We start from the raw sequence: 12492 nt of genomic DNA, 5'->3' as shown, positions 1-12492 counted from the left end.
CCTTTCGTCATCCTGCGCGAGCGAAGCGAGTCGCAGGATCTATCGCCTCCCTACCACCCGAAGACCAGCGCCGGATGGGTGAGGCGCCACCAGAGGTCGGGCTCGACGATGGCCGCGGTGGTGACGACCGGGATCTCCTCGACGCCGACGGGGGTCTCCACGCGCACGGCGCCGGCGGCTTGCCCCGATCCGCCCTCGCCGAGCGGGTCGAGCTCCGCGATCCTCGTCGCGGCCTCGCCCGGAAGCAGCACTGCGCTCGCGCCGCCGGTGGTGACGAGCGGCACCCGCAGCCCGTCGACGGTCACCGCCGTGCCGATCTCCTCGCCCTCCGCGACGAGATCCACCGTCTGCGGAGCCGCATCGAGGGCGGTGAGCGCTGCGACGCTCGAGGCGACCCGATCCTCCTCGCTCGCGCGCCCCAGCACCACCGACAGCTTCACGACGTCGCGGCCCGAGGCGCTGCTCGCCTGCGCCGCGGCGAGGTTGTACCCGGCCACACTGGTGCGGCCCGTCTTCACCCCGAGCACGTCGGGCAGCACCCCGAACAGCGGGTTGGTGCTCTCGACCACGCCGATGCCCCACGGCAGCTCGGCCTGCGGCAGGCGGGTGATCTCGGCGATCGCGGGCTGTTGCAGGGCGAGACGCGCGATGCGCAGCACGTCGGACGCGGTGGCGGCGTTGCGCTCGTCCATCCCGGTCGGCTCGGCGAGCACCAGGGAGTCGACGCCGTTGCGCGCCTTCCAGTCGTCCACGGCCGCGACGAAGGCCTCATTGTCGCCGAAGATCGAGTAGGCGTACGCGGCGGCGAAGTCGTTGGCGGAGGGCACGAGCGCGAGCGTGAGCATCTGGCGCGTGGTGACCTCGGTGCCGACGGGGATCGGGAACGCGACGCCGTCGCGCGCGAGGTACGCGTCCGTGAGCGCTTGATCCTCGGCGCTCCAGACGTGCACCGGGCCGTCCGCGCCCGCCTCGAGGGGCTGCTGCTCGAGACCCACGAGCACGGTCACGAGCTTCGAGATGCTCGCGATCGGGTGCGCCTGCTCGGTGCTCGTCGCCTCGGTGTTCGCCTCCCCGGTGCCGGCTTCGCCGTCGTTCGTCCACACCTCGTCGTCGTGCAGCCAGCCGACGGCCGTCGGCAGCGCTTCTGCGTCGACCGCCGCCTGCGCCGCCGCCGGGTCGGCCGCGACGGTCTGCTGCAGGTCAGCGGTCGCTTCGACGATGGGCGCGGGCAGGGGCGTCAGCGCGGCCGCCGCGGTGTAGCCGCCGGCGACGAGGATCACGAACACGGTCAGCGTCGCCGTGAGCCGACGGGCCCGGCGTCTCGACATGCGGCGTCGTCGGTGCGGATCGGCCGAGCTGCTCACGGATCCAGCCTAGCCGCCGCGATGCCTGACGCTCGCTCGCTGAACCGAACGCGGAGTCGCAGATGGCTGCCTCCGCGCCCGCGAAGCAGCCATCTGCGACTCTGCGTTTCAGGAGGGCGGCCGGCGAAGCGCGGGGTGGAGGAATGGGCAACCGGCTCAGCGGGAGGCGAGCTTCTCCGTCAACCGGTGCGCGTGTTCGAGCAGCAGCCGGCCGAGCTCGGGCCGGCGCTCGGGGGAGAAGCGAGACTCGATCCCGGTGAGGCTGAGCGCCCACGCGGGCTGGCCGGAGGGATCGAAGACCGCGGCGCCCATGCCCCAGCTCCCCTCGACGATCAGACCGGGGTTCACCGCGTACCCCGCGCGGCGGGTCTCGGCCACGCGCTCCCAGAGCGCAGTGGCCGAGTGCTCCGGACCGTGCGCCGCCTCGAGATCGTTCTGGGAGAGGGTGCGCCGGATCTCGTCATCGGGCAGGAACGCGAGGATCGCGAGCCCGGCCGACGCGACGCCGAGCGGGAAACGTTTCCCCTCGTGCAGCACGAAGGAGCGGATCGGAAAGCTGCCGTCGCGCCGCAGCAGGCAGATCGTCTCGGCGCCGCGCCGCGCGGAGAGGAACGCGCTCTCCCCGGTCGCCTGGGCCAGCGCGGTCACGTGCTCGCGTGCGAACTCGGTGATGTCGTACCGTTCGGCCGCGACGGCCCCCATGAGGTACAGCTCCGGGCCGAGCAGCCACCTCCCGCTGCGCTGATCCCGGTCGATGAAGCCCTCCGCGCTGAGCGCCGAGAGCAGCCGGTGCGCGGTGGGCCGTGCGATGCCCGCCGCGCGGGCGATCCCGCTGGTGCCGGCTCCCTGCGGCATGGTCGTGCTGACCGCGCGCAGGATCGCCGTGACCTTGCTCACGACCTGGGCGCCCTGGGGGGCTGCTGTGGTGTCCATAAAATGAACGATATACACGGTCGGTCTCATTATGCAATCACTTTCGCGCCAATGGGTCAGTGCGCCTTGTAGGCGAAATAAAGCGAGTCGTACCCTTTGAAGTAGACGATTCAGTGATCGCATCGTGAACGAGAGGGTGGCGAGGATGGCATCGAAGTTTCGGGCGGGTGCGGCGGACGCGCTCGCCGACGTCGTACGGGACGGCATGACGATCGCCGTGGGCGGCTTCGGCCTGTGCGGGATCCCGCACAACCTCATCGTCGCGCTGCGGGAGTCCGGTGCGACGGACCTGACGATCGTGTCGAACAACATGGGCGTGGACGGCAAGGGGCTCGGGCTGCTGCTCGAGAACCGGCAGGTGCGCAAGGTGCTCGGGTCGTACGTGGGCGAGAACAAGCTCTTCGCCGAGCAGTATTTGAGCGGTGAGCTCGACGTCGAGTTCGTGCCGCAGGGCACGCTCGCCGAGCGGCTGCGCGCCGGCGGCTCCGGGATTCCCGCGTTCTACACGCCGACGGGTGTCGGCACCCCCGTCGCCGAGGGCAAGCCGGAAGCCGAGTTCGACGGCCGGCGGGTGATCCTCGAGCGCGGGATCGTGGCCGATATCGGTCTCGTGCGTGCGCACACCGGCGATTCCGAGGGCAACCTCCGCTACCGCCTCACCGCCCGCAACTTCAACCCGCTGGTCGCGATGTCGGGGCGGGTCACGATCGCGGAGGTCGAGCACCTGAGCGACGAGTATCTCGACCCCGAGCGCATCGACACCCCGGGCGTGTTCGTGCAGCGCATCGTGCGGGTCGAGGATCCCCTGAAGGACATCGAGCAACGCACGCTTCGCGTGCGCGAGGAGGCGTGACATGTGGACACGTGACGAGATGGCGGCGATCGCCGCGGAAGAGCTCGAGGACGGGCAGTACGTGAACCTGGGCATCGGGATCCCGACCCTCGTCGCGAACCACCTGCCCGAGGGTGTGAGCGTCATGCTGCAGAGCGAGAACGGGATCCTCGGAATGGGCTCCTTCCCCTACGAGGGCGAGGAGGATCCTGACCTCATCAACGCCGGCAAGCAGACCGTGACGCTCGTGCCCGGCGCGAGCATCTTCGACTCCGCGACCTCGTTCGGCATGATCCGCGGCGGGCACGTGCAGACGGCCATCCTGGGTGCGCTGCAGGTCGCGGGTAACGGGGACCTGGCGAACTGGACGATCCCCGGCAAGCTCGTGAAGGGCATGGGTGGCGCGATGGATCTGGTCGCGGGCACCCCGCGGGTCATCGTGATCACGGATCACGTCGCGAAGGACGGCACGCCGAAGATCGTCGCCGAGTGCGACCTGCCGCTCACCGGCGTCGGCGTCGTGGACCGCATCATCTCCGACCGCGCGGTCTTCGACGTGGTCGACGGCGCGCTGGTGCTGCGCCGCCTCGCGCCGGGGCACGACGTCGACGAGATCCGCGCCTGCACGGGCGCGGCGTTCACCGTCGAACTCGACCGCGAAACGGCGTGAGCATCATGGGCGCCCCTGCCGGCCGGAGCCGAGGCAGGATCGGCCTGCACGGGATCGCCCTGCACGGGATCGCCCTGCACAGTGCATCCTGCCGTGGCTGTGCCAGAGCGACGGCCACCGCACGATCTCGTTCCGGCAAGATACCAGGTAAGCGCGGGACTCTCGCAGCTCCGCACCGACAGACAGCTCCCGAGGAGGTCGCACCATGACCGCACTGATCGCGGGTTACGCCCGCACCCCGTTCACCCGCTTCACCGGTCAGCTCGCCGCGCAGCCCGCCACGGTGCTCGGCGCGCACGCGATCGCGGCCGCGCTGGAGCGCGCCGGCGTGACTCCGGACCAGGTCGACGCCGTGGTCGCCGGCCAGGTGCTGCAGGGCGGAGCGGGGCAGAATCCCGCTCGGCAGTCCGCCGTGGGCGCCGGGATCTCGCTGCAGGTGCCGGCGATCACGCTCAACGCGGTGTGCCTCTCGGGCACCGAGGCCGTGTCTCAGGCCGCCCGCCTCATCAACGCGGGCGAGGCCGACGTGGTCGTCGCGGTGGGGCAGGAGTCGATGTCGCTCGCCCCGCACGTGATTCCGCTGCGCGCCGGCACGAAGTACGGAACAGCCCAGCTCGTCGACACGGTCGACCACGACGGCCTCACCGACGCGTTCGACCGCACGGCGATGGGCGCGCTGACCGAGGAGGGCAACACGCCGCTCGGCCTGACCCGCGAGGAGCAGGACGCCTTCGCGGCGCAGTCCCATCAGCGTGCCGCGGCCTCGGCCGATTTCTTCGCGGGCGAGATCGCCCCGTTCACCGTCGCGTCGCGCCGCGGCGACACGGTGGTCGACGCCGATGACGGGATCCGCGCCGATACGACCGCCGAGACGCTCGTGGGCCTGCGTCCCGCGTTCGCGAAGGACGGCACGATCACCGCCGGCAACGCCTCGCAGATCACCGACGGTGCGGCGGCGCTCGTGCTCGTCTCCGAAGCAGCCGCGTCTCGACTCGGGCTGAGGCCCAAGGTCCGGGTCGAGGCGACGGCCCTCGTCGCCGGCCCCGATACGCACCTGCACTCGCAGCCGGCCCGGGCCATCGCGGCGGCGCTCGCGAAGGTCCCCGGCGTCTCCGCGGCCGACCTCGCGGCCGTCGAGATCAACGAGGCCTTTGCCGCAGTCGGTCTGCAGTCGACCCGCGAGCTCGGCCTCGATCCCGCGATCGTCAACCCGCACGGCGGCGCGATCGCGCTCGGCCACCCCATCGGCGCCTCCGGTGCGCGCATCGTGGGCACGCTGGCGCGGCAGCTCGCCGAGCTGGGCGAGGGATCGCTGGGCGCCGTGGGCATCTGCGGCGGCGGCGGGCAGGGCAGCGCCGTCGTGCTGCGGGCACTGTAACGGCGGCCGCGAGACCGCTACACTCGTCTGCTATGAAGCAGCAGCGAGCCGCGATCGGGATCGATGTCGGCGGCACCGGAATCAAGGGCGCCGCGATCGACCCGGAGACGGGTGAGAAGCTCACCTCGCGGCACAAGGTGCTGACGCCCGCCGGCGGGCATCCCGACGGGATCGCCCGCGAGGTCGGCACCATGGTCGCCGCGATCCGCGAGGAGCTCACGGGTCTCGGCTTCGCCGACGTGGATCACACGCCCATCGGCGTGACGCTTCCCGGTGTGGTGCGCGACGGTGTGATGCGCACCGCCGCGAACGTCGATCCGAGCTGGATCGGCACGGACGCCCGCGCGCTGTTGTCGGCGGCCGTGGGCGCGCCGTGCACGGTGGTGAACGACGCGGACGCCGCGGGGATCGCAGAGACCGCTTTCGGCGGGGTGCGCGGGCTGCCCGGTGTGACGATGGTGCTGACCTTCGGCACCGGGATCGGCTCCGCGCTCATCTGCGACGGCGTGCTGGTGCCGAACTTCGAGCTCGGGCACCTCGAGCTCGACGGGCACTCCCCGATCGAGCGCAGCACCTCCGCGAAGGTGATCGAGCGCGAGGGCATATCGCTCGAGGAGTGGGCGGCCCGGGCGGCGCGCTACCTCGCCCATCTCGAGCAGGTGATGAACCCGGATCGCTTCGTGATCGGCGGCAGCATCAGCAAGGCCTCGGACCAGTACCTGCCGTTCCCCGGCGTCACGGCGCCCGTGGCGCCGGCGAGCTTCAGGAACAACGCGGGCATCATCGGCGCGGCGAAGCTCGCCTCGCCGGCGTAGGGACGCGAGATATCCGTCGGCGCCTCATCCCCTCTTCGCGCGCCAGTAGTTGTCACCAAACTCGACGCGAGGCAACAAGTAGTGACGCGCGAAGAGTCCATAGCGGGCGTCTGGATCCTGCGTGCTGCGACTCGCTTCGCTCGCGCAGCATGACGGGCTGACCGTACGGATCCGCTCCGCCGATTGAGCCTGTCGAAATCCGGATCCGCTCCGCCGATTGAGCGAGGCGGAGCCGAGTCGAAATCCGGATCCGCGACCAGCGCCCGGCGCTACAGCACCGTCTCGTAGGGCCACCCGGTGTAGGCCTCCGCGAGATACCGCCGTCCCGCCTCCGACTCGACGACCGATCGCAGCTCGCCGAGCTGCCGCAGCCGGTCGAAGTCGGTCGATTCGGGCGAGAGGTGCAGCATGCTCGTCATCCACCACGAGAAGTGCTGCGCCTTCCAGATGCGCTTCGAGGCGGCAGCGGCGTAGGCGTCGATCCCGCGCTCGCTGCCGTGCAGCAGCAGTTCCTGCAGCGCCTCGTTCAGCAGGATGACGTCCCCGATCGCGAGGTTCATGCCCTTGGCACCTGTGGGCGGGACGGTGTGCGCGGCGTCGCCGACGAGGGCGGCCCGACCGTGCCGCAGCTCGTGCGACACGAAGCTGCGGAAGCGCAGCACGTCGCGCTGGAAGATGCGCCCCTCCCGCAGCTCGGTGCCGGGGGTGCGTGCCTGCAGGGTGTCCCAGATCTCGGCCTCGCTCATCGCGTTCGGGTCGGTGCCGGGATCGCACTGGAAGTACATGCGCTGCACGGCCGGCGAACGCTGGCTGATGAGCGCGAAGCCGTGGGAAGAGTTGCTGTAGATGAGCTCTTCCGAGCTCGGCGGGGCCTCGCACAGGATCCCGAACCAAGCGAAGGGGTACTCGCGGTAGTAGCCGCCCTCGCGCGAGGGACCGGTCACGGCGGGGCGCACGACGCTGCGCGAGCCGTCGGCGCCGACCAGGAACTCGGCTTCGATCTCGAAGGGTCGCCCCTCGGCGTCGGTGCCGAAGACGCGCGGCCGCTCGGTCTCGACGTCCGCGACCCGCTCGACGGTCGCGCCGAAGCGCAGATCCTGGCCGGCCTCCAGACGCGCGGCGATGAGGTCGATGAGCACCTCGTGCTGGGGGTAGAGCCAGACGCTGCGCCCGGTGAGGCCGGGGAAGTCGATGCGGTGCCGCTCCTGGGCGCCGTCGGGCGAGGCGAAGTGCAACTCGATGCCGTCGTGCCGGTGGCCGACCGTGTGTACGCGACTCGTCGTGCCGATCGAGGCGAGCAGATCGACGGCGCCCTGCTCCAGGATGCCGGCTCGGATGGTGCCCTCGATCTCCTCGCGGCTGCGCTGGTCGACGACGATGCTCTCGATCCCGGCCTGCTCGAGCAGGTGGGAGAGGACGAGGCCCGCGGGGCCGGCCCCGATGATGGCGACGCGGGTGCGCTCTGCGGTCATGGTGCCTCCTTCGACAGTGGTGAGCGATGCGGGTGGCGGTCGACCGGGCCTGCGAGGGTCGTTGCCAATAGTGTGCGGGAGCGGCGGGTGGGGCGTCGGATGTTTCCCATTCAATAGGAACCATCTTCCGAAACCATAACCCGTCATTCTGCGCGCAGTCGCAGAATCCATGGGTGGATCCTGCGACTCGCTCCGCTCGCGCAGGATGACGGGCCGGGAGGGGGGCTGCCTCAGGGCCGGTTCGCGCGCAGTTCCGCCTCGATCCGCTGCGCGGCCGCGCGCAGCGCGTGTACCGCCGGTTCCGGGGGAGCCTCGCGCGGCAGCACCACGGAGAGCGCCGCGATCACGGAGCCCGCATCCCGGATCGGCACCGCGACGCCGGTCGACACGGCCTCGATCGATCCCGGGGCGGCCACGAAGCCCGCGCGGCGGATCTCGGCGAGCGCTCGCCGCAGGCGGACGGGATCGGTGATCGTGCCGGAGCCGACGGCGCGCAGCGGCTCCGCGAGCACACGCTCCCGGAGGGCGGGATCGGCGTGCGCGAGCAGCACGAGACCCGACGAGGAGGCGTGCAGGGGGAGCCGACCGGCCACCCGGGTGATGTTGGCGCCGGCGTCGGGGTGCGACAGGCGCTCCAGGAAGAGCGCCTCCTCCCGCTCGAGCACGGCGAGCTGGGTGTGCTGCCGGATCTCGGCCTGCACGGCCTCCATGTGGGGGAGCGCGGCCTGCCGCAGCCGGAGCGCGGTCGATCCCCGCAGCGCGAGCTCCCAGAGCCGCATGCCGAGCCGCACCCGGTGCTCGTCGTCGCGTTCGAGCACGCCGGCCGAGACGAGCTCGTCGATCAAGCGGTGCGCGGTCGATCCGGGCAGCTCGGCCCGCCGGCCGATCTCGCTCGCCGTCTGCACGGTGCGATCCGTGGAGAAGGTGTCGAGGATCCGCACCACCCGCGTGATCATCGAGTCCCCGCTGCGCGAATTCGCCATGCCGACAGCATGCCACGGGCGACCGACCCCGTGTCTCCGAGCGGGAGATGCTTCGCATCGTGGCGGAGCAGGAGCATGAGCTGGCCAAGGCGATCGCGCTCGCCTTCGATCTCGACCTGCCGATTCTCGACCGAGACTAGGGCGCTCCCGCGCGTTCGAGCGCTACGCTCATCGGGAGACGGGATGCGAACCGAGGAGGCGGCATGAGTGCGGGCGTGCTGGACCGAGCGCTTGACGTGCTCGGCTGCTTCAGCGAGGACGAACCCGAACTCACGGCCGCCGAGCTCGGCCGTCGTACGGGCCTCGCCTCCTCCACCCTGCACCGCCTGCTCGGCACGCTGCTCGAGCGCGGGCTGCTGGTGCGCGTGCCCGACCATCGCTACGCCGTCGGACCGCGGCTGTGGGAGTTCGGCGAGCTGTCGCCGCTGGCGCTGCGCCTGCGCGAGCGGGCGATCCCGCACCTCATGCGCCTCTACGAGGCGACCGGTGAGAACGTGCACCTGGGCGTGCTCGACGGCGAACCGGAGAACGCGCGGGTGCTGTACGTCGGCCGGGTGACCGGGCGCCGCTCGATCCCGACGGTGACCCGGGCGGGCGGGCGGGGGCCGCTGCACACGACCGGGGTGGGGAAGGCGCTGCTCGCGGGGTGCGACGAGGGCTGGCTCTCGCGCTACTTCGCGACGCCGCGGGAGCGGGAGACCGTGCACTCCATCGTCGACGAGCCGGCCCTGCGCGAGGACCTGCGGCTGACCCGCGCACGGGGGTACGCGCTGACCCGCGAGGAGATGACGCTGGGCAACATCTCGGTAGCGGCCGCGGTGCCGCAGGTTCCCGGCCTGCCGTCCATCGCGCTGGGTGTGGTGGTGCACATCGACCGCGCCGACGAGCGATTGCTGTCGCGGCTCGTGCAGCAATCGGCGCGAGAGATCCACGCCGAGATCCGGGCCTAGACCGCCGCGTACGGCGCCGCGGCAGGCCCTGCTCCCACTGAGTGGGAGCGGGGAGGGGCCTCCGCCACGTCTGCTGTCACCCTGGAGGGGATCCCGCCCCTCGAAGGAGAGCACGATGTCCGAAGCGCAGAACACCTCGGTGGCCCCCGAGTCGCTGCTGGCCGCCCCCGATCAGGCCTCGCAGGCGCAGATCGACCGGGAGACCGCCGAACTGCACGCCGACTACGACCGCCGCGAGGCGGCGGGCGAGCGGTTCCCGCAGACGATCCTCGACTTCCCGCCCTACCGGTCGAGCATCCTGCGCTCGCCGACGAAGGATCCTCGGCACACGGACCCCGAGACCATCGAGCTGTGGTCGCCCGCCTTCGGGCAGCGAGACGTGAAGGCGATCGAGTCCGACCTGACGCTCAACGGCGGCCCGGGGGAGCCGCAGGGCGAGCGCATCACGGTGCAGGGGCGCCTGCTCGACTCCTGGGGCCGTCCGGTGCGCAACCAGCTGATCGAGGTGTGGCAGGCCAACGCCGGCGGCCGCTACATCCACAAGCGGGATCAGCACCCGGCCCCCATCGACCCCAACTTCACGGGCGCCGGTCGGGTGGTCACGAACGACAGCGGCGAGTACAAGTTCACGACCATCAAGCCCGGACCGTACCCCTGGCGCAATCACGTCAACGCTTGGCGCCCGGCCCACATCCACTTCTCGGTGTTCGGCACCTCCTTCACGCAGCGCATCGTCACCCAGATGTACTTCCCGGGAGACCCGCTGTTCCCGCTGGATCCGATCTACAACACCATCCGCAGCCAGAAGGACCGCGACAGGCTCGTCGGCGTCTACGATCACGACCTGACGGTGCCCGAGTTCTCCATGGGGTATCGCTTCGACATCGTGGTCGACGGCCCCGAGCAGACCTGGTTCGAGAACTCCACCTGGTTCGACGAGGAGGACGAGCACTGATGAACGACACCACCGCATTCGGCCAGGTGCCCATGGCCGGCACGGTTCCGGTCGACACCGGCGCGATCACTCTCGCGGCTCCGTCGGCCGTCCCCGTGAAGACGCACGATCCGACCCCGGGGCAGACCGTCGGGCCGTTCTTCGCCTTCGGCACCGACTTCGAGAAGAAGCATCAGCTGGTGTTCCCGCATTCGCCGGGCGCGATCGTGCTGGGCGGGCGAGTGCTCGACGGCGCGGGCAACGCGGTGCCCGACTCGATGGTCGAGATCTGGCAGGCCGACAGCGACGGCAGCGTGCCTCGCGCCCGCGGCACGCTCTCGCGCGACGATCACACCTTCACCGGTTTCGGCCGCGCCTTCACCGACGACGACGGCCACTTCGAGTTCTGGACGCGCGAGCCCGGCTCGGTGCACGGCGAGGCGCCGTTCTTCGCCGTGATCGTGTACGCGCGGGGCCTGCCCGACAAGCTGCACACCCGCCTCTACCTGCCCGAGCAGGATGAACTGCTGGCGAAGGATCCGCTGCTGTCCTCGCTCGGCGACGCGGAGCGCGCTACGCTCGTCCTGGAGCGTACGTCCGAGGGGTGGCTGCAGAAGGATATCCGCCTGCAGGGCGAGAAGGAGACCGTCTTCCTTGCATTCTGACGCGAGTGATGAGAGCCACGTGATCGACGCGGGGCTGCTCTCGCCCGTCACGATCGGTCACGACGAGAGCACGTCCGACGGGGCCTTCGCCGCGCGTCTCATCGCTGCGGAGGTCGCGCTCGCGCGCGCCTGGGCCGAGGTCGGGGTGGCGCCTCGCGAGGCCGCGGAGGCGATCACCGAGGCGCTGCTGGGGGCTCCGGGCGCCAACGGCGAGGCGGGATCGGCGCCGCCTGCGCTCGCACGGTTCGATCTCGACGCCCTGATCGCGGGATCGGTCGCCGGCGGCAACCCCGTGATCCCGCTCGTCGGCATGCTGCGGGAGCTGGTGCCCGAGCACGCCCGTGCGTGGGTGCACCGCGGAGCGACGAGCCAGGACATCATGGATACCGCGCTCATGATGACGGCGGTCGACGCCGGCTTCGAGGTGCTCTCCCACCTGGTCGAGATCGACGAGGTGCTGCGGCGTTTCGCCGCCGAGCACCGCGACGAGCCCGCTGCGGCCCGCACGCTGACGCAGCACGCCGTGCCCACGACGATCGGGCTGCGCGCCGCGAACTGGGCGCGCGGAGTCGAACGCGCGGCGATGCGGCTCGACGAGATCCTGGTCGAACTCCCGGTGCAGCTCGGCGGAGCGGGCGGCACCCTGGCGTCGTTCGTCGCCATCGGCGGCGAGAGCGCCGCTCGGGCGCTGCCGGCGGCCTTCGCCGAGGAGCTCGACCTCGCGACGCCCGAGGCGCCCTGGCACACGCAGCGCTGGCCCGTCACGGAACTGGGCGACGCCCTCGTGCAGGCCATCGACGCGCTCGGCAAGATCGCCGCCGACGTCGCCACGCTCAGCCGCACCGAGATCGGCGAGCTCGCAGAGGGTGCGGCGGGCGGGTCCTCTGCGATGCCGCAGAAACGGAACCCGGCGGCATCCGTGCTGATCCGCTCCGCGGCGATCCGGGCCCCGCACCTCGCGGCGACCCTGCACAGCGCCGCCGCTCTCGCGGTCGACGAGCGCCCGGACGGCGCCTGGCACGCGGAGTGGCCCGCGCTGCGGGAGCTGCTGCGCCTCGCGCTGGGAGCCGGCGGGGGCGCCCGCTCGCTCGTGTCGGGTCTGCGCGTCGACCACGACGCCGTGCGGCGCAACCTGGAGCTGACCCGCGGCCTGATCGTCGCCGAGCGCCTGAATCTCGAGCTCGGGCCGATCCTGGGTGCGGAGCGGGTGCGCGAGCTTGTGGCCGCCGCGGGAGCGGGGGAGGATCTCGCCTCGATGCTGCGGGCGGAGCCGGCGCTCGAGGGCGTCGATATCGACGCGATGCTCGATCCTGCGGGCTACACCGGCCTCGCCGCACGACTCGTCGACGAGCTCGACGACGAACCCGCGCCCGACGTCACGCGTGCGCAGAGCGGCCCGCAGGGCCTGTCGACACCGGAGTAGATCCTGCGACTGCGCGCAGGATGACGAAGCAATAGGCGCAGGATGGCCAAGCAAGAGGCGCAGGACGACGAAG

At 71.4% G+C, this 12492-nt stretch carries 12 protein-coding genes; 8 read left to right on the top strand and 4 right to left on the bottom strand.

Annotated elements, in window-relative coordinates:
- Positions 1-50 precede the first annotated feature (50 nt).
- Both AMS65_RS13180 and AMS65_RS13175 read right to left on the bottom strand, forming a co-directional pair.
- Positions 51-1364 (bottom strand): D-alanyl-D-alanine carboxypeptidase family protein, encoded by a 1314-nt coding sequence (locus AMS65_RS13180; protein WP_157502273.1) that lies wholly within the window; start codon positions 1362-1364, stop codon positions 51-53.
- Between the two features lie 156 nt (positions 1365-1520).
- Entirely contained in the window at positions 1521-2297 is a 777-nt protein-coding gene (locus tag AMS65_RS13175) for an IclR family transcriptional regulator (RefSeq protein WP_053384638.1), read from the bottom strand.
- 145 nt (positions 2298-2442) lie between these two features.
- Between AMS65_RS13175 and AMS65_RS13170 the strand changes: the two genes are divergently transcribed.
- The 4 genes from AMS65_RS13170 to ppgK all read left to right on the top strand — a co-directional run bounded on the left by AMS65_RS13170 (position 2443) and on the right by ppgK (position 5992).
- Positions 2443-3150, top strand: a complete 708-nt coding sequence (locus AMS65_RS13170) for a CoA transferase subunit A (RefSeq protein ID WP_053384637.1) — start codon at positions 2443-2445, stop codon at positions 3148-3150.
- 1 nt (position 3151) lies between these two features.
- Positions 3152-3799, top strand: coding sequence for a CoA transferase subunit B (locus AMS65_RS13165; RefSeq protein ID WP_053384636.1), 648 nt, complete (start codon positions 3152-3154; stop codon positions 3797-3799).
- Between the two features lie 205 nt (positions 3800-4004).
- Positions 4005-5177 (top strand): acetyl-CoA C-acyltransferase, encoded by a 1173-nt coding sequence (locus AMS65_RS13160; protein WP_053384635.1) that lies wholly within the window; start codon positions 4005-4007, stop codon positions 5175-5177.
- Between the two features lie 32 nt (positions 5178-5209).
- The gene (gene ppgK / locus AMS65_RS13155; RefSeq protein WP_053384634.1) at positions 5210-5992 is read left to right on the top strand and encodes a polyphosphate--glucose phosphotransferase; all 783 of its coding nucleotides are present in this window, start codon (positions 5210-5212) and stop codon (positions 5990-5992) included.
- 269 nt (positions 5993-6261) lie between these two features.
- Here ppgK and AMS65_RS13150 read toward each other — a convergent pair whose 3' ends face one another.
- Complete coding sequence (locus tag AMS65_RS13150) at positions 6262-7464, bottom strand: 4-hydroxybenzoate 3-monooxygenase (protein ID WP_053384633.1); 1203 nt, start codon at positions 7462-7464, stop codon at positions 6262-6264.
- A gap of 230 nt (positions 7465-7694) precedes the next feature.
- On the bottom strand, positions 7695-8447 hold the full coding sequence (locus AMS65_RS13145) for an IclR family transcriptional regulator (protein WP_053384632.1): 753 nt from the start codon (positions 8445-8447) through the stop codon (positions 7695-7697).
- A gap of 203 nt (positions 8448-8650) precedes the next feature.
- Here AMS65_RS13145 and AMS65_RS13140 point away from each other — a divergent pair, with 203 nt between their 5' ends.
- The 4 genes from AMS65_RS13140 (at position 8651) to AMS65_RS13125 (ending at position 12419) form a co-directional block, all read left to right on the top strand.
- A complete protein-coding gene (locus tag AMS65_RS13140; protein WP_053384631.1) occupies positions 8651-9397 on the top strand; it encodes an IclR family transcriptional regulator in 747 nt (248 codons plus the stop codon).
- A 115-nt stretch (positions 9398-9512) separates the two neighbouring features.
- Complete coding sequence (gene pcaH, locus AMS65_RS13135; protein ID WP_053384630.1) at positions 9513-10352, top strand: protocatechuate 3,4-dioxygenase subunit beta; 840 nt, start codon at positions 9513-9515, stop codon at positions 10350-10352.
- Positions 10352-10996 carry a protocatechuate 3,4-dioxygenase subunit alpha gene (gene pcaG / locus AMS65_RS13130; RefSeq protein ID WP_241489445.1) on the top strand — a complete coding sequence of 215 codons (645 nt, stop codon included), beginning with the start codon at positions 10352-10354 and terminating at the stop codon, positions 10994-10996. The genes pcaH and pcaG overlap by 1 nt, the downstream gene beginning before the upstream one ends.
- Positions 10986-12419 carry a lyase family protein gene (locus AMS65_RS13125; RefSeq protein WP_241489444.1) on the top strand — a complete coding sequence of 478 codons (1434 nt, stop codon included), beginning with the start codon at positions 10986-10988 and terminating at the stop codon, positions 12417-12419. Before pcaG ends, AMS65_RS13125 begins: the two co-directional genes overlap by 11 nt.
- Positions 12420-12492: the final 73 nt, after the last annotated feature.

The sequence above is a fragment of the Leucobacter celer subsp. astrifaciens genome (assembly GCF_001273835.1).
GTDB classification, from domain to species: domain Bacteria; phylum Actinomycetota; class Actinomycetes; order Actinomycetales; family Microbacteriaceae; genus Leucobacter; species Leucobacter celer.
This window is presented reverse-complemented; position numbering and strand designations above follow the sequence as displayed.

Coding starts and splice junctions, on each gene's coding strand:
- AMS65_RS13175 (WP_053384638.1), bottom strand. CDS start 2,297: ATGGACACCACAGCAGCCCCCCAGGGCGCCCAGGTCGTGAGCAAGGTC.
- AMS65_RS13170 (WP_053384637.1), top strand. CDS start 2,443: ATGGCATCGAAGTTTCGGGCGGGTGCGGCGGACGCGCTCGCCGACGTC.
- AMS65_RS13165 (WP_053384636.1), top strand. CDS start 3,152: ATGTGGACACGTGACGAGATGGCGGCGATCGCCGCGGAAGAGCTCGAG.
- AMS65_RS13160 (WP_053384635.1), top strand. CDS start 4,005: ATGACCGCACTGATCGCGGGTTACGCCCGCACCCCGTTCACCCGCTTC.
- ppgK (WP_053384634.1), top strand. CDS start 5,210: ATGAAGCAGCAGCGAGCCGCGATCGGGATCGATGTCGGCGGCACCGGA.
- AMS65_RS13150 (WP_053384633.1), bottom strand. CDS start 7,464: ATGACCGCAGAGCGCACCCGCGTCGCCATCATCGGGGCCGGCCCCGCG.
- AMS65_RS13145 (WP_053384632.1), bottom strand. CDS start 8,447: ATGGCGAATTCGCGCAGCGGGGACTCGATGATCACGCGGGTGGTGCGG.
- AMS65_RS13140 (WP_053384631.1), top strand. CDS start 8,651: ATGAGTGCGGGCGTGCTGGACCGAGCGCTTGACGTGCTCGGCTGCTTC.
- pcaH (WP_053384630.1), top strand. CDS start 9,513: ATGTCCGAAGCGCAGAACACCTCGGTGGCCCCCGAGTCGCTGCTGGCC.
- pcaG (WP_241489445.1), top strand. CDS start 10,352: ATGAACGACACCACCGCATTCGGCCAGGTGCCCATGGCCGGCACGGTT.